Annotated in this window: 19 protein-coding genes; 11 read left to right on the top strand and 8 right to left on the bottom strand. The window is 73.1% G+C overall.

Annotated features, from left to right (window positions below):
• The first annotated feature begins 13 nt into the window (after positions 1–13).
• The gene (locus tag ACQP1N_RS12085; RefSeq protein WP_131732776.1) at positions 14–625 is read left to right on the top strand and encodes an Rv1733c family protein; all 612 of its coding nucleotides are present in this window, start codon (positions 14–16) and stop codon (positions 623–625) included.
• 178 nt (positions 626–803) lie between these two features.
• Here the strand turns inward: ACQP1N_RS12085 and ACQP1N_RS12090 are convergent, their stop codons facing one another.
• Entirely contained in the window at positions 804–2,738 is a 1,935-nt protein-coding gene (locus ACQP1N_RS12090; protein ID WP_433231197.1) for an amino acid permease, read from the bottom strand.
• Between the two features lie 388 nt (positions 2,739–3,126).
• Here ACQP1N_RS12090 and ggt point away from each other — a divergent pair, with 388 nt between their 5' ends.
• From ggt to ACQP1N_RS12105, 3 genes are all read left to right on the top strand, one after another.
• Complete coding sequence (gene ggt, locus ACQP1N_RS12095) at positions 3,127–5,043, top strand: gamma-glutamyltransferase (protein ID WP_433231199.1); 1,917 nt, start codon at positions 3,127–3,129, stop codon at positions 5,041–5,043.
• Between the two features lie 45 nt (positions 5,044–5,088).
• On the top strand, positions 5,089–5,442 hold the full coding sequence (gene cutA / locus ACQP1N_RS12100; RefSeq protein ID WP_067802109.1) for a divalent-cation tolerance protein CutA: 354 nt from the start codon (positions 5,089–5,091) through the stop codon (positions 5,440–5,442).
• A 114-nt stretch (positions 5,443–5,556) separates the two neighbouring features.
• Entirely contained in the window at positions 5,557–6,423 is an 867-nt protein-coding gene (locus tag ACQP1N_RS12105; protein WP_433231202.1) for an oxygenase MpaB family protein, read from the top strand.
• Here ACQP1N_RS12105 and ACQP1N_RS12110 read toward each other — a convergent pair.
• Complete coding sequence (locus ACQP1N_RS12110) at positions 6,420–7,955, bottom strand: DHA2 family efflux MFS transporter permease subunit (protein WP_433231204.1); 1,536 nt, start codon at positions 7,953–7,955, stop codon at positions 6,420–6,422. The genes ACQP1N_RS12105 and ACQP1N_RS12110 overlap by 4 nt on opposite strands.
• Before the next feature lie 114 nt (positions 7,956–8,069).
• Between ACQP1N_RS12110 and ACQP1N_RS12115 the strand changes: the two genes are divergently transcribed.
• Positions 8,070–8,582: a MarR family winged helix-turn-helix transcriptional regulator gene (locus ACQP1N_RS12115; RefSeq protein ID WP_131733035.1), complete on the top strand. Its 513-nt coding sequence runs from the start codon at positions 8,070–8,072 to the stop codon at positions 8,580–8,582.
• Between the two features lies 1 nt (position 8,583).
• Here the strand turns inward: ACQP1N_RS12115 and ACQP1N_RS12120 are convergent, their stop codons facing one another.
• The 6 genes from ACQP1N_RS12120 to ACQP1N_RS12145 form a co-directional block, all read right to left on the bottom strand.
• Positions 8,584–8,883 (bottom strand): metal-sensitive transcriptional regulator, encoded by a 300-nt coding sequence (locus ACQP1N_RS12120; protein WP_067802100.1) that lies wholly within the window; start codon positions 8,881–8,883, stop codon positions 8,584–8,586.
• An 86-nt stretch (positions 8,884–8,969) separates the two neighbouring features.
• Complete coding sequence (locus tag ACQP1N_RS12125) at positions 8,970–9,560, bottom strand: histidine phosphatase family protein (RefSeq protein WP_067802097.1); 591 nt, start codon at positions 9,558–9,560, stop codon at positions 8,970–8,972.
• 66 nt (positions 9,561–9,626) lie between these two features.
• A complete protein-coding gene (ald, locus tag ACQP1N_RS12130; protein ID WP_433231209.1) occupies positions 9,627–10,751 on the bottom strand; it encodes an alanine dehydrogenase in 1,125 nt (374 codons plus the stop codon).
• A gap of 178 nt (positions 10,752–10,929) precedes the next feature.
• On the bottom strand, positions 10,930–11,739 hold the full coding sequence (locus ACQP1N_RS12135) for an SAM-dependent methyltransferase (RefSeq protein WP_433231211.1): 810 nt from the start codon (positions 11,737–11,739) through the stop codon (positions 10,930–10,932).
• Positions 11,740–11,857: 118 nt separating this feature from the next.
• Positions 11,858–13,018 carry a glycerate kinase gene (locus ACQP1N_RS12140; protein WP_255218827.1) on the bottom strand — a complete coding sequence of 387 codons (1,161 nt, stop codon included), beginning with the start codon at positions 13,016–13,018 and terminating at the stop codon, positions 11,858–11,860.
• A 127-nt stretch (positions 13,019–13,145) separates the two neighbouring features.
• A complete protein-coding gene (locus tag ACQP1N_RS12145; protein WP_067802090.1) occupies positions 13,146–14,591 on the bottom strand; it encodes an NCS2 family permease in 1,446 nt (481 codons plus the stop codon).
• A gap of 217 nt (positions 14,592–14,808) precedes the next feature.
• Between ACQP1N_RS12145 and ACQP1N_RS12150 the strand changes: the two genes are divergently transcribed.
• The 6 genes from ACQP1N_RS12150 to ACQP1N_RS12175 all read left to right on the top strand — a co-directional run bounded on the left by ACQP1N_RS12150 (position 14,809) and on the right by ACQP1N_RS12175 (position 22,004).
• Positions 14,809–16,107: a helix-turn-helix domain-containing protein gene (locus ACQP1N_RS12150; protein ID WP_067802086.1), complete on the top strand. Its 1,299-nt coding sequence runs from the start codon at positions 14,809–14,811 to the stop codon at positions 16,105–16,107.
• A 124-nt stretch (positions 16,108–16,231) separates the two neighbouring features.
• Positions 16,232–17,290, top strand: coding sequence for a DUF5685 family protein (locus tag ACQP1N_RS12155; RefSeq protein WP_067802118.1), 1,059 nt, complete (start codon positions 16,232–16,234; stop codon positions 17,288–17,290).
• A 108-nt stretch (positions 17,291–17,398) separates the two neighbouring features.
• A complete protein-coding gene (locus ACQP1N_RS12160; protein WP_067802083.1) occupies positions 17,399–18,025 on the top strand; it encodes a copper resistance CopC family protein in 627 nt (208 codons plus the stop codon).
• Positions 18,018–20,063, top strand: coding sequence for a cytochrome c oxidase assembly protein (locus tag ACQP1N_RS12165; protein ID WP_067802080.1), 2,046 nt, complete (start codon positions 18,018–18,020; stop codon positions 20,061–20,063). The genes ACQP1N_RS12160 and ACQP1N_RS12165 overlap by 8 nt, the downstream gene beginning before the upstream one ends.
• A gap of 58 nt (positions 20,064–20,121) precedes the next feature.
• Positions 20,122–21,354, top strand: a complete 1,233-nt coding sequence (locus tag ACQP1N_RS12170) for a sensor histidine kinase (protein WP_242608873.1) — start codon at positions 20,122–20,124, stop codon at positions 21,352–21,354.
• Positions 21,351–22,004, top strand: a complete 654-nt coding sequence (locus ACQP1N_RS12175; protein ID WP_433231217.1) for a response regulator — start codon at positions 21,351–21,353, stop codon at positions 22,002–22,004. The genes ACQP1N_RS12170 and ACQP1N_RS12175 overlap by 4 nt, the downstream gene beginning before the upstream one ends.
• Positions 22,005–22,064: the final 60 nt, after the last annotated feature.

The raw sequence follows: 22,064 nt of genomic DNA on the forward strand, positions 1-22,064 counted from the left end.
AGGTGAACCGCAGATGCGCAGGTCAGGCATCCGCCGCGGCGGCAGGATGCTCGTCAGGGTGCGCCGCAGGCTCGGTTTGGAGCCGAGCGTGCTGCGCCGCCGGGTCGACCGCGTCCAGCAGCTGATCGCCCTCGGGCTGCTGCTCCTGCTGCTCGGTACCGCGCCGCCGCTGGCGTCCTGGGCCGCGTCGTGGTCCTACAGGGCCGGGACTCGCGCGGAGCACGCGGAGCGCATGGATCGGCGGCAGGTCGTCGCCACCGTCACCTCCACCGGCGGAGTCGGCTCGACCAGCGACCGCTACATCCACGAGACCGTTCAGGCGACCTGGCCGGGCGTGAACGGCGAGCCGCACGCGGGGGCGCTGCCGAGTTGGAAGGACGCCAGGATCGGTGCGCACCGGACGATCTGGATCGATGGCCGGGGCGACCCGACCGTGCGTCCCCGGCCGCACAGCCGTACGGTGACCGACGCCGTCTACGCGGGAGCCGCCGCCGTCCTCGGCTGCTCGGTCCCGGTGCTGTTCGCCTATGCCCTCGTCCGCCGCCGCTGTGACCGGCACCGCGACGAGATGTGGGAGGCCGACTGGGCGCGGCTGGACGCCGCGGGCCACAACCCCCGCTCCTGACCGGCCGGTCCCGCCGGGGCGGGTCCGGAGCATGGTCCGGCCATTTCGGGCGCAGGTCAGGGCGTGATGACGCAGGGGCCTCCTCCGGGATCCGCGGCGTGCAGCGGGATCTTGATCTCACCGGAGGCCGCGGTCAATAGGTGTCCGAGGGTGGCCACCGCGCTTCCCGGCCGGAGCCTCAGCGGCGGTGCCGTCCGCCGTGCGGCGGGTCCTCGTGCTCCTCGTCCTGGCCGGGGCCGGCGGTGCCGTACGGACCGGACCGGTAGGGATCGTGAGTCCCGGAGATGTACGAGCCGGACGCCCTCCCGTGATCGTCGCGGTTGTGGGGTTCGGCGGGGTACGCCTCCCGCGCGAACTGGCCGCCCTCCTGCCGGCCGGTCGGGTACCGGCCCGTCGGATAGGGGCTTTCCGGAACGCCGGGCCGGCGGTCCGCGGGCCACGTCCCCGGCTCGTACTCCTGGGCCGGGGGGACGTCCCAGCCGCCGGGCGGGTGCGGTGCCGGCTCGCCCCGGTGCGGGACACCGCCGGGCGGCGGGGGACCGGCCGGCAGGGCGCCGGGCGGCGGCGCGGGGGCCAGCGGGGCGGCGACCGGGCGGTCCGGCGGCGGCGCGTCCAGCAGCAGCTTCATCTGGCTCTTGCGGCGCCCGTAGATCAGGTACAGGACGATGCCGACGGCCATCCAGATCGCGAAGTACGCCCACGTCTGGATCTTGAGGTTCAGCATCAGCCAGCCGATCGCGAAGATCGACACGACCACGATGAGCGGCGCCGCGGGCATCCGGAACGGCCGGTGCAGGCCGGGCTGGGACCGCCGGAGCGCCAGCACCGCGGCGGCGACGAAGAGGAACGCGAACAGCGTGCCGATCACGACGAGCTGCTCCAGCGTCAGCACGTCGATCGTCTGCGACATCACGATCGCCGCGCCGCCCGCCAGCAGCGTCGCGCGGGACGGCACCCGGTAGCGGCTCATGGCGGCGAGCGGACGCGGCAGCAGCCCGTCCCGGGCCATCGAGAACAGCACCCGGGTCAGGCTGATCACCACCACCAGGATGACGGTGGTCAGCGCCAGCACGGCGCCCACGTCGACGATCTTGCCCATCGCGCCCGCGCCGACCTCGTCGAACGCGGCGGCGATCAGCAGCTTGTCCGGGTCGAGCTTGGCGAAGCCGTCCATGCCGACCATGCCGACCAGCGCGATCGCGACCGCCGCGTACAGCACGATCGCCGTCAGCAGGGCGGTGAGGATGCCGCGCGGCACCTTGCGGGGCGCGTCGTCGGTCTCCTCCGACGCGGTCGCGATCAGGTCGAACCCGATGTAGGCGAACGCGATGGTCGGCGCGGCGGCGAACAGTCCCCAGACGCCGAACACGTGCGGGGTCCCGCCGCCGAGCGCGCCGAGCACGGCGTCCAGCACCGTCTGGTCGCCCTCCGGCGCGGGGCGCGCGGGCGGGAGGAACGGGGTGAGGTTGCCGGCGTCGAAGAACTTCAGGCCGGTGGCGATGACGAGGCCGATCACGATGACCTTGGCCATCACCATGAACCACAGCGACTTCAGGCTCATCCGGCTGCCGGTGGCGAGCATCAGCACGACCAGCAGCAGGATGCCGAGGGCCAGCAGGTCCGGGCCCTTCACCTGGCCGATCAGGTCGCCGAGCCGGCCGGGGATCGGCACCCCGAAGTCGTGCAGCGCCTGCGTGGCGTACAGCGACCACACCCGCGCGAGCACCGACGCCGCCAGCAGCAGCTCCATGATCAGCGCCCAGCCGACGACCCACGCCCAGACCTCGCCGAACGCCACGTAGGCGAAGGAGTAGGCGCTGCCCGCGACCGGGATGATCGAGGACAGCTCGGCGAACGCCAGCGCGGCCAGCACGCACACGCCGCCCGCGATGAGGAAGGAGATGAGCACGCCCGGACCGGCCGTCGAGCTGGCCTGCTCACCGGCGATCTTGAAGATGCCGGAGCCGATCATGACGCCGAGGCCGAGGACGACGAGATCGCGGGTCCGGTAGACCACGCGGAGCCGGTGCCGCCCGCCGTAGAGCCGGCCCGTGGCCTGTTCCACGGGCAGTCTGCGGAACATGTTGTTGCGCATGCGCATGTCCAAGGTCATAGGTGGTCTCCCCAGGCCTGAACCCGCGCCGCTGTTCGCGAGGTGCCGGCTTACCGAAGGCCCTAAGAATTCACCACGTATGGGGGTATTCGCAACGTTTTCCCCCGTATCGATGCCGTCTCATCGTTGTTGCACCCTGCCAAACCGCAGGTCGGCAGGGTGCCGCAGCGGCCCCTTCGCGCTCGGCTCACGATTATCGAATCGTTTTCTAATTGGATCGTTCCGAGCAAATATCCCCGATTTCCCATGGGGAAAGTGTTCTCGATCTTTCCCGGTTCGGGCATCCGGCCCGTGCGGGTTCCGCGCGTCCGGGGCCGGCCGGTGCGGACGGTGGCGCCGGACGTAGATCGGTGACACCGTAGGGGCGCCGCGTTCGTCTGGAGGTCCGGTGTTCCGCTCCCCCTCGCCCACGCCCCCACCCCCATCCCGTCCGCCGGCCGCGTCGCGCGGGCCGTCCCGCGTCCGGCGCCCTACGGCGCTGGTCGCCGCGCTGGCCACCGCCGCGTCACTCACCGTCCCCGGCGCCGCGATCGCCGCGCCGGCGTCCGTGCCCGCTCCGCTCGCGGGCGATCCGCGTCCGCCGGTCAAGCAGCCGGTCGCGACCGGCTACGGCGGCGCGGTCTCCACGGTCGACCCGGATGCCAGCCGGACCGCGCTGGACGTGCTGAAGCGCGGCGGCAACGCCATGGACGCGGCCGTCGCCGCCGGCGCGACGCTCGGTGTCACCGAGCCGTACGTGTCCGCGATCGGCGGCGGCGGCTTCATCACCTACTACGACGCGAAGAAGCGCCGCGTCTACGCCCTGGACGGCCGTGAGTTCGCGCCGAAGCGGATGGGGCAGGACGCGTTCCTCGACCCCGCGACCGGCAAGCCGATCCCGTTCGGCGAGGCCGTCACCAGCGGGCTCGGCGTCGGCGTGCCCGGCACCCTCGCCCAGTGGGACCTCGCGCTGCGCCGCTTCGGCACCCGCGATCTCGGCACCCTGCTGCGCCCGGCGATCAAAGTCGCCGACCGCGGATTCGTCGTCGACCAGGAGTTCCACGACCAGACCGCGGTGAACGAGGCCCGCTTCCGCGACATCGTCCCCACCCGGAAGCTGTTCCTGCCCGGCGGGAAGGTGCCCGAGGTCGGCTCGGTGTTCCGCAACCCCGATCTCGCCGGCACCTACCGGCAACTGGCGAAACGCGGCATCGGCTGGTTCTACGAGGGCGGGCTCGGCCGGGAGGTCGCCGGGACGGCCGCCGCACCGCCGGTCGACCCGAAGGCGGCCCGAACCGTCCGCCCCGGCCTGATGGAGCGCGGCGACCTCGCCGCCTACCGGGCGGTCATGCGCGAGCCCACGCACGTCCCCTACCGGGGACTGGACGTGTACGGCATGCCGCCGTCGTCGTCCGGCGGGTCCACGGTGGGGGAGGCGCTCAACATCCTGGGCAACTTCCGCCTCGACGCCCGCGACCCGGTCACGGCGCTGCACTATTACCTGGAGGCGTCCAAGCTCGCCTACGCCGACCGTGGCCGCTATGTGGGCGATGCCGACAAGGTGGACGTCCCGCTGGACGAGCTGCTGTCGCCCGGGTTCGCCCGCGAGCGCGCCTGCCTGATCAGGCCGGATCGGGCGGCGCCCGCTCCGGTCGCCCCCGGCTCGCCCGACGGGAGCTACGAGCCGTGCGTCCCGGCCGGCACGCAGACCCGTGCGCTGGCGTTCGAGGGCCCGCAGACCACCCACCTCGTCGTCGCCGACAAGTGGGGGGACGTCGTGTCCTACACGGTGTCGATCGAGCAGTTCGGCGGCAGCGGCATCACCGTTCCCGGACGGGGTTTCCTGCTCAACAACGAGCTGACCGACTTCTCCTTCCAGCCGCCCGCGCCCGGCCAGGCCCCGGACCCGAACCTGCCCGGCCCGCACAAGCGCCCGCGCAGCAGCATGTCGCCGACGCTCGTCCTCCAGGACGGCCGGCCCAGGCTCGCGCTCGGCACCCCCGGCGGATCGACGATCATCACGACCGTCCTGCAGATCCTGATGAACCGCATCGACCTCGGCATGACCCTGCCGGCCGCGCTGACCGCGCCCCGCGCGACGCAGCGGGGCACCCCGCAGGTCTACGCCGAGCAGGCGTTCATCGACCGGTACGGCCGTGAGCTGGCCGCGCGGGGGCACCGGCTGGAGCTCTTCCCCGGCCCGCCGACGGGCGTGATCGGCGCCGCGACGGGGCTGGAGTTCCTGCGGCCGGGACTCGTCCAGGCGGTCGCGGAGCCCACCCGGCGGGGCGGCGGCAGCGCGCTGGTGGTGCATCCCGTCCGCTAGCCCCGCCGGGGCGTGCGCGGACGCCGAGCGGGAAGGAGTCGTGCCATGGCCCACTCTTACGTGCAGGTGACGACCACGACCGACTCCCGCGCGGAGGCCGCCGAGCTGGCCCGGTCGGCGGTCGCCGAGCGGCTCGCGGCCTGCGCCCAGCTGGTGGGCCCCATCGCCAGCACCTACTGGTGGGAGGGCGAGATCGAATCGGCGGAGGAGTGGATGGTGTTCTTCAAGACCTCCGCCGACCGTTTCGACGAGCTGGCCTCCCTGATCACCGAGGGGCACTCCTACGACACCCCGGAGATCATCGCGACCCCCGTCGTGGCGGGCAGCATGGACTACCTCGCCTGGATCACCGAGCAGACCGAGCCGGAGGCACGCGACGAAGCGGTGGAAGACGACTGAACCTCTGGACCGTGTGATGCAGGTCATGGCAGGGTAAGTTCTTGTTTACCCTGGCAGGACATGGTTTGCCCCCGGCCAGGCTGGACAAGGGGGGCGAGCGGAAAGGCGGTCGACGTGCACGAGTCGAGCGAGGCGGGCGTGGACCACGGCCTGTTCGGGCCGGGCTCGGTGACCTGGCGGGTCATGGGCGAGCCCGTGCTGCTGGTCGGCGGGATCAGGGCGCTGCTGCTGCAGGCCCTCCATCCGCGCTCGATGTGGGGGACCGCGCAGAACTCCGAGCTCATGGACCCCGCCGCCGCGTGGGCGCGGCTCACCCGGACGGTCGAGTTCGTCCGCGTCCGCACCTACGGGACGGAAGAGGAGGTCGAGCGGGTGGGGCGCCGCGTCCGGCGGATGCACGCCAAGCTGACCGGCCTCGACATGCGCACCGGCGAGACCTTCCCGATCGACGACCCGGAGAACCTGCTCTGGGTCCACATGGGCGAGGTCGACTCGTACCTGGACGTGGCGCGCCGTGCCGGGGTACCGCTGACCCCCGAGGACGCCGACACGTTCGTGGACGAGCAGCGCCGCGCCGCCGAGGTCGTCGGGCTCGACCCGGCGGACGTGCCCGCCACGGTCGCGGAGATGCAGGAGTACTACGCGCAGATGCGGCGCCGGGTCTGGGCGTGCCGGGAGGCCCGCGAGGGGCTGCGCCGCATGTTCAGCCCGGCCGTCCCGCGGCAGCTGCTGCCGCTGAAGCTCGCCGCGCCCGGCATCGGGGTGCTGACCGTCGCGACGCTGCCGCGCTGGGCCCGCCGCATGTACGGGCTGCCGGGGCTGCCCACGTCCGACCTGGCGGCGACGCTGACGCTGAAGGGCCTGTACCGCACCTCCCAGGTCGTCCCGGAGCGGTTCCGGTACTCGCCGGACGCCCAGCGGGCCAGGCGTCTCACGCGTGCGCGCGAGACGGGACTGGCCACCTGGTCGATCGCGTCCTAGCCCAGCGGCGGTGCGGCGTCCGCCGGCGCGCCGTGCCGGGCTCCGTGCCGCGGCAGCAGCAGCGCCGGGAGGATCAGCACGGCGGTGAGGACGAGCGCGACCCAGAACGTGCTGCCGAACGCGTCGGCCAGTTTCGGCGCGAGCTGCTCGCGGACCCGGTCGGGGATCTCTCCCACGCCGGCGCCGCCGCCCCCGGCCGCCTGCGGGATCCGGTCGCTGATCTGGCGGGACAGGATGACGGCCAGCAGCGCCGTGCCGACCGAGCCGCCGAGCTGGACGATGATGTTCAGCGTGCTGCTGGCCCGTGACACCATCGCCCGGCTCAGCGTGGTCAGCGCGGCCGACATCGTCGGCATCATCGTGCAGCCGAGTCCGAGGCCGCGCACGAAGAGCGTGCTGCCGAGCAGCCAGTAGGACGTGTCCGCGCCCACCATCGCGAACGGGACGGTGCCGGCGACCAGCAGCGTGATGCCGACGGGCACGATCCGCCCGGCGCCGAACCGGTCGGTGATCACGCCGGCCAGCGGCATCGCGGTGGCGGCGCCGAGGCCCTGCGGGGCGAGCAGCAGGCCCGCGGTGAACGCGCCCTCGCCGCGCGCCGTCTGGTAGTACAGCGGAATCAGCAGCATCGACCCCATCAGCGCGATGCCGACGAAGAACACCGCGACGGACGCGGTCGCGAACGTCCGGTCGGCGAACAGCCGCACGTCGATCAGGGCGCGCTCCCGGCGGTTCAGGCTGTGCAGCGCGAACAGGCCGACCAGCACCACCCCGGCGACCAGCCAGGCGATCGTGGCCGGCTCGCCGAAGCCGCCGTTGCTGCTCGCCGTCGACAGCCCGTAGATCAGCAGGACGAAACCGGGCGGCAGCAGCATCAGCCCGCGCAGGTCGAGGCCCGGCGCGGTGTGCTCGCCGTGGTCGTGCGGAATCTTCCACCAGGCCAGCGTGAGGGCGAGCGCGCCGACCGGCAGGTTCACGAAGAAGATCCAGCGCCAGTCGACGTCCTCGACCAGCCACCCGCCGAGCACCGGGCCGAGGACGGGCCCGAGCAGCATCGGGACGCCGATGACGCTCATGATGCGGCCCAGCCGGTGCGGCCCGGCCGCCATCGTCAAGATGGCCATGCCGGTCGGCATCAGCATGCCGCCGCCGAGTCCCTGCACCACCCGGAACACGATCAGCGATCCGATGTTCCAGGCCGCGCCGGACAGGGCCGAGCCGATGACGAACAGCACGATCGACGTCATCCACACGCGCCGCCCGCCGAACCGGTCGACGGCCCAGCCGGTGAGCGGGATGACGGTGCCCATCGCGAGCATGTAGCCGGTGATGACCCACTGGATCGTCGACAGGTCGGTGGAGAAGTCGTGCGCGAGCGTCTCCAGCGCCACGTTCACGATCGTGGTGTCCAGGATCGCCATCACGGTGCCCGCCACGACCACGAGGCCGAGCACGATGGTCCTGCGGTCGAGTGGTTCGGCGCCGCCCGGGCCGCCCGGCGGCGCCACCTTGATGGACGGGCTTTCGGCCATGGTCGCCCCCTTGCCTGAAGTCCCGGTAGCCGGGGGTCCCCGCCGGTCCGGAGGTGAAACATCTTGAAGTTCAACGGTTTGCAGTGCATCACGGAATATGTTGAACTTCAAGGTATGTCCGAGGATCAGTTCGCCGGCGACGCCTCGATCGACGCCGACCTGGAGACGCTGGTCCAGCTCGTCGGCCGGGTGGTCCGCGGCATGAAGGGCCACGGGGAGACCGAGGAGCTCATCGACCGGGTGCGGGCCGCCGGGCTCGGCCCCCGGCACGTGCCCGCGCTGACGCAGCTCGTCCTGCACGGCCCCCTGCCGGTGGGCGTCCTCGCCCGGCACATGGCGCTCAGCCCCGCCACGGTCAGCCAGCTGGTCGGGGAGCTGCAGCGCGGCGGCTTCGTCGAACGGCGGCCGGACGAACGGGACCGCCGCCGCATGATCGTCAGCCTGGCCGAGGAGCACCGCGAGATCATCGAGCGGTTCGCCTGGCAGCGGCTGCGCCCGCTGCGGGCGACGCTGGAAGCGCTCACCCCGGCCGAGCGGGCGCACTTCCTGCGCGGCTGGCGCACCCTCGTGGAGAACATGGAGCAGCCCGGCCCCCCGCGCGGCGGCTGCGACCGCGGGGGCCGGTGACTCAGCCCCGGCGCATCAGCCGCCCGACGGCCGCCATCAGCTCGGTGGACATCTCGTCCCCCTTGCCCTCCTCGGCACCCTCCGCCACGCAGTGCCGGACGTGCCCGTCCAGCAGGCCGAGCGCCACCTTGTCCAGCGCGGCCTGGACGGCGCTGATCTGGGTGAGGATGTCGATGCAGTAGCGGTCCTCCGCGACCATCCGGTCGATGCCGCGCACCTGCCCCTCGATCCGGGCCAGCCGTGTCTGCAGCTGGTCCTTGGTGGCGGTGTACCCGCGGGTGGGGGTCTCGCTGGTAGCCATCTCCGTCCTCCGCAATCCATCCGGGGCGCACGCCCGGGTACCCCTGGGGGACATCCCCCAACAGGTACCTTATGCGCTGCCCGGGATTATGGAGCCGGGACGTTCCAGGCGGTGATCACCGGCCGGCCGTGCTCGGTGCCGAGCACCGACAGCGTTCCGGTGGCGAGCGCGAACAGCCGCCCGAGCGCGGGCTCCAGGCCGAGCCACCGCGCGGTCAGCACCCGCAGGAAATGCGCGTGCGCGACGAGCACCACGTCGCCGTCCGCCGGCGGCGGCCGGACCCGCGCCAGCACCGCGTCCGCCCGCGCCCCGACCTGCCGGACGGTCTCGCCCGGATGGCCGGCGTCGCCGGGGACGACCCCGTCGTCCCACAGGTACCACCCTGGCCGCTCCTTCTGGATCTCGGCGGTGGTGATCCCCTCGTAGCCGCCGTAGTCCCACTCCCGCAGGCCCGGGTCGATCTCGTCCACCGGGAGCCCCGCGAGCTCGGCCGTCCGCCGCGCCCGCCGCGCCGGGCTGACCAGCGTCCGCACGATCCGCCGCCCGTCCAACGCACCGCGCAGGGCCCGCGCCTGCCCCTCGCCCCGGGCGGTCAACGGCACGTCCGTGAGCCCGGTATGCCGCCGCTCCCGGCTCCAATCGGTCTCCCCATGCCGCACCAAGACCAGCTCGCCCATGGGGAGTGTCTACCACGCGACACACGGCCATCCCGGGCGCCGCGATCGTGGCGGAGGAGGACCCCTCTAGGGCTCGACGCCGAGGACGTCGCCGAGGGGCACGTAGGGCAGGTCGTGGGCTTCGGCCACGTGGTCGTAGGTCAGGGCGCCGGCGTGGGTGTTGAGGCCGCGGGCCAGGGCGGCGTTCGACTGGAGGGCCCGGCGCCAGCCCTTCTCGGCGATCTGGACGGCGTAGGGGAGCGTGACGCCGGTGAGGGCGTAGGTGGAGGTGTTCGGGACGGCGCCGGGCATGTTCGCCACGCAGTAGAACGTCGAGTCGTGCACCCGGTAGGTCGGGTCGGTGTGCGTGGTGGGGCGGGAGTCCTCGAAGCAGCCGCCCTGGTCGATGGCGATGTCCACGAGAACGGAACCGGACTTCATCCCGGCGACGAGGTCGTTGGAGATCAGCTTGGGGGCGCGGGCACCGGGGATCAGGACGGCGCCGATGACGAGATCGGCGGCGCGGGCCTCCTGCTCGACCGTGTAGACGCTGGACACGAGCGTGCGCAGGCGGCCCCGGTAGATGGCGTCGATGTGCCGGAGGCGGTCGACGTTGACGTCCAGGATGGTCACGTCCGCGCCCATCCCGGCCGCGATCTGGGCGGCGTTCAGGCCGGCCACGCCGCCGCCGATGACGACGACCTTGGCCGGGGCCACGCCCGGCACGCCGCCGGGCAGGACGCCGCGCCCGCCGTTGGACGCCATCAGGTTGTACGCGCCGACCTGCGGGGCGAGCCGCCCGGCGACCTCCGACATGGGGGCGAGCAGCGGCAGCGAGCCGTCCGGCAGCTGGACGGTCTCGTACGCGATCGCGGTGACGCCGGCGGACAGCAGCGCGTCGGTGCACTCGCGGGACGCGGCGAGGTGCAGGTAGGTGAACAGGACCTGGCCGTCGCGCATCCGGTGGTACTCGGGCTCGACGGGCTCCTTGACCTTGAGGATCAGGTCGCCCTCGGCCCACACCTCGTCCGGGCCGTCCAGGATCTTGGCGCCCGCGGCGATGTAGTCGTCGTCCGGGATCGCGGAGCCGAGGCCGGCGCCCCGCTCGACGAACACCTCGTGGCCGTGCCGGGTCAGCTCGTGCGCGCCCGCCGGCGTGATGGCGACCCGGTACTCGTGGTTCTTGATCTCTTGTGGCACGCCGATCTTCACCGGGGCTCCTCTGTCAACGCTGACCAGGATGTACGTGTACAGCGTGCGGGGCGGAGCCCGCCTCCGACTATCGGCAGTGTGTCAAGTCATCGACCGTTTCGGCGACATTGTGTAAAGCGTGCCTGGCCGGCGGGCAGGCGCTCGCGACGCGGTCCGCCGCGCCCGCCCTGGGGCACGTTCAGGGTTTGCGGGCGATACCCCCGTACATGAGGCGCTGGCCGACGGTCAGCTCGTCCGGGACGTCCCCATCGGGGCGCCACAGCGGCAGCGGGACGACGCCCGGGTCGAGGAGGTCGAGCCCGTCGAAGTACCGGGTGATCTCCTCCGGTGTCCGGAACCGGCCGGTGCCGAGCATCCCCTGGTACTGCACCTCGGCGTCGATCGCCTCCTGGCTGGACGCGCAGAAGCTCGTGACGAACAGGTGGCTGCCGGACGGCACCGCGGCCATCAGCGTCTCGACGATGCCCTGCGGGTCCTCGTCGTCGTGCAGGTGGTGCAGGATGCCGACCAGCATCACCCCGACCGGCCGGTCGAAGTCGATCAGCCGCCTGACGTCGGGGTGCGCGAGGATCTTCTCCGGCTCGCGGACGTCGGCGGTGATGACCGTGGTGTCCGCGTTCTCGGCCAGCAGCGCCCGCCCGTGCGCGAGGACGATCGGGTCGTTGTCGACGTAGACGACCCGCGCGCCGGGCGCGGTGGCCTGCGCGACCTGGTGGGTGTTCTGCACGGTCGGCAGCCCCGAGCCGAGGTCGAGGAACTGCCGGATGCCCGCCTCGCCGGCCAGGTACCGCACCCCGCGGCCGAGGATCTCCCGGTTGTAGGCGGCGACGTCGTAGATCTCCGGGATGATCTTCACGATCTCCGCCACGAAGGTCCGGTCGACCTCGAAGTTGTCCTTGCCCCTCAGTACCACGTCGTAGGTCCGAGCGATGCTCGGCTTGGTGGTGTCGATCCCGAGGGACGCCCAGTCGTACTGCTCTTCGGCCATACCGTGTCCGCCTAGTGCCGCTGTTGAGTTCTGGAAGGCCCGCCGCCTGGACCGAATGGTAAACGGCTGACCACGTGGTCGTCACGGAGGTGGCGTATGTTCGTTGGAGCGTTTCACATCACGGGTGCGCGGGGAGCCACTCGTCCGCGATCGCGACCGTGAGCTGCTCCAGCAGCGGCCCGGCCCGGCGGACGCGGCGCTCGTCGTCCGGCTCGATGTCGGCCAGCGCGTACGCCGCCTGGATGCGCGCCTTGCGGAGCTGCTCGCCGGTGAGCCCGCGCCGCCCGGCCACCGCGACGACCGGCGCGCCGGCCCGGGCCGCCGCGCGGGCCACCCCGATCGGCGCGGTGCCGCGCAGCGACCGGCTGTCCAGGGTGCCCTCGCCGGTGACGACGAGCCGCGCCCCGCGCGCCTTCTCGGCGAATCCCAGTAAGCCGAGCATCAGCGCGGGGCCGGGCTCGATCGTCGCGCCGAGGAAGATGAGCGCGGCGAACCCGACGCCGCCGCAGGCTCCGGCGCCGGGCAGGTCGCGGGCCGCCTTGCGGGCCGCCGCCTCCGCCAGGTCGGCCCAGCGGCGCAGCCCCGCGTCCAGCAGCCGGACCTCCTCGCGGGTCGCGCCGCAGCGCGGCCCGTCCACGGCGGCGGCGCCGGTGCGGCCGAGCAGCGGTCCCGCCGGGTCACCCGCCATCACCACCTCGATGCCCGACATGTCGGGCAGGCCGCGCAGGTCGAGGGCGTGCAGCGAGCGCAGCGCGGCCCCGCCCGGCGGCAGGTCCTTGCCGAGCGCGTCCAGCAGCCGCCCGCCGAGCCCCTGCACGAGGCCCGCGCCGCCGTCGGCGCAGGCGCCGCCGCCGAGCCCCAGCACGATCCGGCGGGCGCCGAGCCGGACCGCGTGCGCGAGCAGCTGCCCCGTGCCGAGGCTGGAGGCGGCGAGCGGGCGCGGCTTGCCGCCGGGCAGCCGGCGCAGCCCGGACGCCTCGGCCAGCTCCACCACCGCGCTGCGCCCGTTCAGCGCCAGCCGCGCGGTGACCGGGCGGCCCGTCGGCCCGCCCACCTCGACCTCGACCCGCCGCCATCCGGCCGCGACCGCCGCCTCCACGGTGCCCTCGCCGCCGTCCGCCACGGGCAGCTCCAGCAGTGGGACACCGGGCCGGGCACGGCACAGCCCGGCCGCGAGGTGCCGGGCCGCCTGCGCGGCGGTCAGCGCTCCGGGGAACCTGCCGGGCGCCAGCAGGACGTGACCCGGCGGGGACGGACGGGAGGGAGAGTCCGCGGACACCACAGCCACGCCTTTCACGCCGGGGGTAAGGCTCTACCTTCTACTTACGTCATGACGGCACTATTTGACACCCGCAGGCGTGCCCAAGACTCTCAAATGGCAGTAGAGGCGTGTTCGTCCCGAGTGGTCACCGCACGTTCAGCCACTGCTCGATCGGGTTGATCGCGAAGAAGACCAGGAACAGCGCCACCACGGGCCACAGCCACACCGACACCTCGCGGATCCTGCCCCGGGCGAGCTTGATCAGCGCGTAGCTCACCATCCCGCCGCCGATTCCGATGGTGATCGAGAACGTGAACGGCATCAGCACGATGGTGAGGAACGCCGGGATGGTGATGTCCAGGTCGTCCCAGTTCACCTTGGAGACCTGCGTCATCATCAGCGCGCCGACGACGACCAGCGCGGGCGCGGCGGCCTGGGCGGGGACGGTGGCGGCGAGCGGGGTGAGGAACAGCGTCACCGCGAACAGCGCGCCGGTCGCGATGTTGGCCAGGCCCGTCCGGGCGCCCTCCCCGACACCGGCCGCCGACTCGACGAACACCGTGTTGGCGGACGAGCTGGTGATGCCGCCGAACGCGGCGGACAGGCCGTCCACCGACAGGATCCGGCCGAGCCGCGGCACCTCGCCCCGCTCGTTCACCAGGCCCGCCTCGTCGCTGATGCCGAGGATCGTGCCCATCGCGTCGAAGAACCCCGACAGCACCAGGGTGAACAGCACGACCAGCGCGGTGATCACCCCGGCGCGGCCGAACCCGCCGACCAGGTCGATCTCCCCGAACAGCCCGAAGTCGGGTGCCGCGAACAGTTTCTCGGGCATGTTCGGCGTGACGACGCCCCAGCCGCCCTGCTCGATGGACGCGTTCTCCTGGACGGCGACGGCCCCGATCGTCCCGGCGATGATGCTGATCAGGATCGCGCCGGGCACCCGCCGCACGTACAGGACGATCATCAGCAGCAGGGTGAGCGCGAACACCAGCGCCGGCCATGTCGCCAGGTGGCCGCCGGTGCCGAGGGACAGCGGCGGGCTGGTCGCGCTGGAGGTGACGAACCCCGCGTCGTAGAAGCCGACCAGCGCGATGAACGCGCCGATGCCGACCGCGATCGCGTGCTTGAGCGCCAGCGGGATCGAGTTCATGATCCGCTCGCGGATGCCGGTGAGCGCCAGCACCACGATGACCGCGCCCTCGATCACCACCAGCCCCATCGCCTGCGGCCAGGTCATCACCGGCGCCGCCTGGAAGGCCACGACCGCGTTGATGCCGAGGCCCGCGGCGAGCGCCAGCGGCGCGTTCCCGACGAATCCCATGATCACCGTGGTGACCGCGGCGGACAGCGCGGTCATCGTGGTCAGCTGCGGGATCGACAGTGTCGCCCCGGTGACGTCCTTCGCCCCGCCGAGGATGATCGGGTTCAGCAGGATGATGTAGGCCATCGCGAAGAAGGTGGTGACGCCGCCGCGCAGCTCACGCGGGACGGTGCTGCCGCGCCCGGTGAGATCGAACAGCCGCTCCAGCGGTCCGCCCCCGCCGGCCGGCGGTGAATCGTCGGTCTTCGCGGTACTGGTCTCGGACATGACGGGCGCTCCGCTTTTCGCAGCGTGGTTCCGGCAGGGGGTCTCCGGAATGGGCGAGCACAGGTTAACCGCTTGGGGACTCCGGAGCGTGACGGGGGCGATCTGTCCGCTATAGCCTGCCGTCATCGACTTTCTTCCTCGCCCCGCACGCGGCGCGGCCGGCGAGCACCCTGCGGTGAGAACCCAGTGGTGAAACCCTGTAGGCGGTGGTCACACGATGGATAGGGAGACCCTGGGGCAGCGCATCCGCGCCCTGCGGATCCGGCAGGGCGTGAGCCAGGCCCAGCTTGCCTTCCCCGAGCTGTCCGACAGCTACATCTCGCTGATCGAGAGCGACAAGCGGGTGCCGGCCCCGAGTGTGGTCGAGCTGCTGGCGGCGAAGCTGAACTGCTCGGCGACCTACCTCGTCAGCGGTGTCAGCGAGGACGTCGTGGACGAGCTGCGCGTCACGCTCGACTACGCCGAGATCGCGCTCAGCAACGGCGCGGCGGACGAGGCGCGGGCCCGGTTCGCCGAGGTGCTCGCGAACGCCGACGCGGTCGCGCTGCCGGAGATGCTGCACCAGGCGCGCTGGGGCCACGCCCTCGCGCTGGAGGCCGCCGGCCGGCTGGAGGAGGCGATCGCCGGCCTGACCGCGCTGACCGAGGAGGCGTCCGCCGAGGCCGATCTCGACCACTGGGCGAAGGTGCACGTCGCGCTGAGCCGCTGCCTGCGCGAGCGCGGTGACGTCAGCGCCGGGGTGGAGGCGGCCGAGAGCGCGCTGCGGCACCTGATCGCGACCGGTGCCGACTCCACCGACGCCGCCGTGCACCTCGGCGCGGCGCTGCTCGCCGCGTTCATCGAGCGCGGCGACCTCGTCCGGGCCCGCCAGCTCGCCGTCCAGCTCGTCGAGCGGGCCGAGCGGATCGGCAGCCCCCGCGCGCGGATGGTCGCCTACTGGGAGGCCGCCTACGTCGCGGAGATCCGCGGTGAGTACGAGGACGGCGTCACCCTGGCCGAGCGGGCGCTGATGCTGGCCGGTGACGGCGAGGATCCGCGCGACCTGAACCGGCTCCGCGTCCTTTACGCCGGGCTGCTGCTGCGCGCCCGCCCGGACCAGGCGTCCCGCGCCCGCGAGCTGCTCGGCCGGGTCCGCGCCGAGATCAGCGCCAGCTCGTCCGGGGAGATCGACGTGGCCTGGTGCCTGACCGAACTGGCCCGCGCCGAGACCGCGCTCGGCCGCCCCGCCGAGGCGGTGGCGCTCGCCGAGGAGGCGCTCGACCTGCTCGGGGACGCCCCGCGCCGGGCCACCGCCGGGGCGCTGACCGTGCTCGGCGAGGCGTCGGTGCGGCTCGGCCGCCGCGACCGCGCGGTGGAGGTGCTGACCCGGGCCGCGACCTGCCTGGAGGAGATGGAGTCCTCCCGGGAGGCCGCGCAGGCGTGGTTCGACCTCGCCGAGGTCCTGGCCGAGACGGGCACCGCCGAGGAGCCGCGGATGGCCGCCTACCGCCGCGCCCTGACCTGCGTGGGGGTGTGACCGAACCAACTCGGGCGGCGCCGCGTCCATAATGCTGCGAGTTGCCCGAGTTGGGGAGTTGCCGGTGTTCGGTGTGGTCAGACCATGCAGGCATGTCCTGTGCGGATCGTTGTTCAAGGACTGGATGGCCCATCTCTGCGGGCTGTGCCTGACGTTGCGGGCCGAGCACGGCCAGGCCGCGCGGCTCGTCACCAACTACGACGGGCTGCTGGTGTCGGTGCTGGTGGAGGCGCAGGCGCCGGCGTCGTCCCCGCGCCGCAAGGCCGGGCCGTGCGCGCTGCGCGGGATGAAGACCGCCGAGGTGGTCACGGCGCGGGCGCAGGGCGCGCAACTGGCCGCCGCCGCGTCGCTGCTGCTCGCCGCGGGCAAGACCCGTGACCATGTCGCGGACGGCGACGGCCCGTACGCGCGCCGCCTGGTCGCCGCCGCGGCGGGGCGGATGGCCGACCGCTGGGACGCCGCCGGCGGGCGGACGGGCGCCGCGGTCGGCTTCGACCCGTCGGCGCTGCGCGACGCGGTCGCCCGGCAGCCCGTCCTGGAGTCCTCGCCCGGACTGGGGCTGCTCGACCTGACCGAGCCCACCGAGACCGCCGTCGCGGCCGTGTTCGCGCACACCGCCGTCCTCGCGGGCAAGGAGCGCAACGCCGAGCCGCTCGCCGAGGCCGGCCGCTTCTTCGGGCGGCTCGCCCACCTCCTCGACGCGGTCGAGGACGTCGCGGACGACGAGGCCACGGGCGCCTACAACCCGCTGCTCGCCACCGGCACCACCCTCGCCGAGGCCCGCCGCCACGCGGACGACGCGCTCCACGGGCTCCGCCTGGCCCTCGCCGACCTCGAACTGGAGCGGCCCCGGCTCGTCCGGGCGCTGCTGGACCGCGAGGTGGGACGTTCCGTCGACCGGGTGTTCGCCGACCCCGAGAACCTTTCCAGGCGCGGGCCCCGGCCGCCCCGTCCCGGCTGGCCGGTGCCGTGCTTCACCGGGGCGCTCGTCTGCGCGACCTGCGGTGTCTTCCAGCCCGAGTGGAGCGAGCACCACGGCGAGTCGTGCGGGGACCGCTGCTGGTGCTCCCGGCATGGCGACGGTTGCGACGGAGGCTGCGGCGACTGCTCGGGCTGCTGTGATTGCTGCAGTTGCTGCGACTGTGACTGCGACTGCTGCGATTGCGACTGCGGGTGCAATTGATCGGGGTTTTCCGCGGGTTGCGGTACTTCCCGCCCCGGGACGTGCCATGGTGGCGGGCTCAGTAGGGTGGACACAGCCCTTCAACTCACCTAGAAAACCCGGCCCTCCATGAACATCTTCAAGTCCCGCCGACCCGTCCGCCGCGCCGGCGTCGTCGCCGCCCTCGCCCTCGTCCTCGGCGCCGTGACCGCGCCCCCCGCACTGGCGCACACCCGCCTGGTCGAGAGCACCCCTGGAAAGGGCGGGTCGGCGGAATCGGTCACCGAGGTCAAGCTGGTCTTCAGCGACAAGATCAGCGTGGCGAAGGTCGTCGTCAAGGACGACAAGAACAAGACGTACCAGTCGGGCCCGGCCGAGCGTTCGGGAACGACGGTGACGCAGAAGCTGACCGGGCCGCTGCCCGCCGGCTCCTACACGGTCGCCTACCGGGTCGTCGGTGAGGACGGGCACCCGATCGAGAACAGCGACCTGACGTTCACCGCGGCCGGTGGCGAGGCGGCCTCGCCCGCGCCGTCCGCCGGCGGGGTCGGCGCCGAGCAGCAGACGGGCGACGCCGCCACCGCCAACGAGCAGCCGCTCAAGCTCGACCAGGAACAGGCCGCCGAGAAGGACTCCGGCTCCGGGATGATCCTGTGGGTGCTGATCATCGGCGGCCTCCTCGTGGGCGTCGGCATCGGTGCCGGCATCGTGTTCCGCGCCAAGCGCAAGCACCCGGCGGCAACCGGAAGTGAGTAAGGGGAGCCTGGGCGTCTGGCGGGCCGGCGCGGCGGCGGCCGCCGCGGCCGGCGCCGCCCTGGTGGCCGGTCTCGTCCTCGGCGGCTCGGTCACCGAGGAGGTCATCCCCGGCCTCGGCGACGCGGGCGCCCTCACCCGGTGGGGGCTGCCCGTCTCCCGGGCCGCGATGGACCTGCTGTCCGTGCTCACCATCGGCGCCCTGCTCGCCGCCACCGCGTTGCTGCCCTTCGAAGGCGGGCGCGGCGCCGCCCGGCTGTCCAGGGACGCGATCGGCTATCTGAACGCCGCGTCCTGGCTGGCCGCCGGCTGGGCCGCCGCCGCGGCCGCCACCCTGGTCTTCACCGTCGCGGACGTCCTCGGCCAGCCGGTCGGGGAGGTCCTCACCGGCAGTGAGCTGAGCAGCTACGTCGGCTCGCTGCCGCAGGGCACCGCCCTCATGATCGTGGTGCTGCTGGCCGTGGTGGTGGCGCTGCTGGCCCGCACCACCACCACGCCCGCCGCCGCGTTCGGGCTGCTCGCCATGGCCGGGATCGCGCTGCTGCCCGCGCCGCTGACCGGGCACTCGGCCTCGGCCGCCAACCACTCCACCGCGGTGACCGGCGTCGCGCTGCACGTGGCCGCCGTCGCCCCGTGGGTCGGCGGGCTCGCCATCGTCGCCGCGCACGCACTGCTCCGCCGCGACCGGCTGCCCGTCATGGCGGAACGGTTCAGCCGCATGGCCCTGTGGTGCTACATCACCGTCGGCGCCAGCGGTCTGGTGAACGTGATCGCCCGGCTCCCGGACCCGTCCGAGCTGGTGACGACGGACTACGGGCGGCTGGCCCTCGGCAAGATCGTCGCTTTCGGGGTGCTCGGCTGGTTCGGCTGGTGGCACCGGACCCGGACGCTGCCCGCCCTCGCCGGTCGCGGGCCGGGGGCGTTCGCGCGGTTCGCCTCCGTCGAGGCGGCCGTGATGGCCGCCACCATGGGCCTCGCCGTCGCCCTGGCGCGTACCGCGCCGCCCCCGCCGGCCGCGCCGGAGTCGGCGGTCAGGTCGCTGCTCGGCTACGACATGCCGCCGGAGGTCACCCCGCTGCGGCTGCTGACGCTGTGGCAGTTCGACCTGTTCTTCGCCACCCTGTCCGCGGTGCTCGGCGGCCTCTACCTCGCCGGCGTCGCCCGGCTGCGGCGGCGCGGCGACTCCTGGCCGATGGGACGCACCGCCGCCTGGTTCATCGGGCTCGTCACCATCCTGGCCGTCACCCAGACCGGCGTGGCCAAGTACGCGCCGATCCTGTTCAGCGTGCACATGGCGCAGCACATGGTGCTGAACATGCTGACGCCGATCTTCCTGGTCCTCGGCGCGCCGGTGACGCTGGCGCTGCGGGCGCTGAAGCCCGCCCGGGTGCGCGGCGACCGCGGCCCGCGCGAGTGGCTGACCGCGTTCCTGCACAGCCGCTACCTCTCCGTCGTCGCGCATCCCGCGGTGGCGACGATCATCTTCGTGGTCAGCACGTTCGCGCTGTACTTCACGCCGCTGTTCGGGGCGGCGATGCGCAACCACCTCGGCCACATCGCGATGATGGTGCACTTCCTGGCGGCGGGATCGCTGTTCTTCTGGGTGCTGCTCGGCGTCGACCCCGCGCCGAAAAAGCTGCCCTACCCGGCGCGGCTCATCCTGCTGTTCGTCACGATGCCGTTCCACGCGTTCTTCGGCATCGCGCTGATGAGCATGAGCCAGGCCCTGGCGCGCGGCTGGTACGGGGCCGTCGACCCGCCGTGGGGCACCACGACGCTGCACGACCAGCACACCGGCGGCGCGATCGCGTGGGCCTTCGGGGAGGTTCCGACGTTCGTCGTCCTCATCGTCATGGCGTTCCAGTGGTACCTGGACGACCAGCGGCAGGCGCGGCGGATGGACCGCAAGGCCGACCGGGCCGCGAAGGGCGGCGGCCGCGGCGAGGAGGACGAGCTGGCCGCCTACAACGCGCGTCTCGCCAAGCTGGCCGAGCGCGACCGCGCGGTGGCGGAGCAGCAGGGCAAGCGGACCCCGTCCTGAGCCCCGGTTCCCCCGCGCGGGGGAGTGCCGCCGCCGCCGCGTCTGCCAGGATCGACGCGTGCTCCGTGTGCTCCGGCCGCTGATCGAGCGGACGACCTGGCGGCGCTGGTCCCACCTCGTGGTGGGCGGCGCGCTGCTGATGCCGTACTGGTTCTTCACGATCAGCTTCACGCCGCTGCTGCCGATCGGCGGCGCCGTCGTGAAGTTCGTGCTGATGCTGCTCGTGCTGCCGGGCGCGGCGACGTTCGTCACCGGGCTCGTGCCGACGGTCCGGCTGCTGGAGGGGGCCCTCGCCAAGGAGCTGCTCAACGGGCCCGCCGCGGCGTTCGTCCCGGAGCCGGGGCGCTCGTGGGAGAGCCGGATCCGGGCCGCGGCGTGGTTCGGCCTGCACCTGTTCGGCGGCGTGGTGGTGAGCGGCCTCAGCCTGGCGGTGCCGCCGTTCGCGATCGTGATGCTCCTTGCGCCCGCGGTGAGCTGGGACACCCGCTTCCTGGACACCTGGGGGTGGGAGAACGCCTGGCACCAGTGGCCCGCGCCGCTCATCGGGCTGGCGTCGCTGGCGGTGCTGCTCGCGCTGATCGTGGGGGCGGGGACGCTGCTGTCCCGGCTGGCACCGTGGTTCCTCGGGCCGTCCGCCGCGGAGCGGCTCGCCGACATGGAGGCGAGGGCGGTCCGGCTCGCCGAGCGCAACCGGCTGGCGCGGGAACTGCACGACTCGGTGGGGCACGCGCTCAGCGTGGTGACCCTGCAGGCCGGGGCGGCCGGGCGGGTTCTCGACAGCGATCCGGCGTTCGCCCGGGCGGCGCTCGGCGCGATCGAGGAGTCGGCCCGTGCCGCGCTGGAGGACCTCGACCACGTGCTCGGGCTGCTGCGCGACGACCCGTCCCGGCCCGCCCCGCAGGCCACGCTGCAGGACCTCGGACGGCTGCTGGAGCAGACCCGGATCGCCGGGGTGAAGCTGGACGCGGAGGTCGGCCCCGAGGTGGAGCAGGTCCCGGCGGCGGTGTCGCGGGAGGCGTACCGGATCGTCCAGGAGGGCCTGACGAACGCGTTGCGGCACGCGGGGAAGGTCCCGGTACGGCTGCGGCTCGGCATCGCGGGCGAGCGGCTGGAGATGGAGATGAGCAACCCGCTCGGCGCGCCGCGGGGGGAGGGTGCCGGCCACGGCGGGGGGCGCGGCCTCGCCGGGGTCCGCGAGCGCGTCCTCGTGCTGCGCGGTGACATGACCGCCGGGGCGGACGAGGACGGCTGGCGGTTCTGCGTCTCGCTGCCGCTAAGGTCCGGAACATGACGATCAAGGTTCTGCTGGTCGACGACGAGCGGCTGATCCAGGCGGGTCTCGCCGCCATCATCAACGCGGAGGGCGATCTGACCGTGGTCGGCGAGGCGTCCGACGGGGCCGGGGTGCCGGGCGAGGTGAACCGGCTGCGCCCGGACGTGATCCTGATGGACGTGCGGATGCCGCGGCTCGACGGCATCCAGGCGACCCGCCGCGTCCTGGACACCGTGCCGGAGCCGCCGCGGATCATCGTCGTCACCACGTTCGAGAACGACGAGTACGTCTACGACGCGCTGAAGGCCGGCGCGCACGGCTTCCTGCTCAAGCGGACGCGGCCGGAGGAGATCGTGCAGGCGATCCGGATGGTCGCGCACGGCGACAGCCTGCTGTTCCCGGCCGCGATCCGGGAGCTGGCCGCCGCGCACGGGCGGCGGGGCGGGGACGGCGGCGCGCGCTGGCACGACCGGCTCACCGAGCGGGAGGGGGACGTGCTGCGGCTGATGGCCAAGGGCCACTCGAACGCGGAGATCGCGCAGGAGCTGTTCGTGAGCCCGCAGACGGTGAAGACGCACGTCGGGAACATCCTCGCCAAGCTGCAGGCCCGGGACCGGACGCAGGCCGTGATCCTCGCCTACGAGACGGCCTTCATCACCCCGGGCTGAGCGGGCGGCCCGGCACGGTCTTCGGCCCGCGCTTACACCTCGTTTACCAATGGGTGGCTA

This window comes from Actinomadura formosensis, assembly GCF_050948385.1.
GTDB classification, from domain to species: domain Bacteria; phylum Actinomycetota; class Actinomycetes; order Streptosporangiales; family Streptosporangiaceae; genus Spirillospora; species Spirillospora formosensis.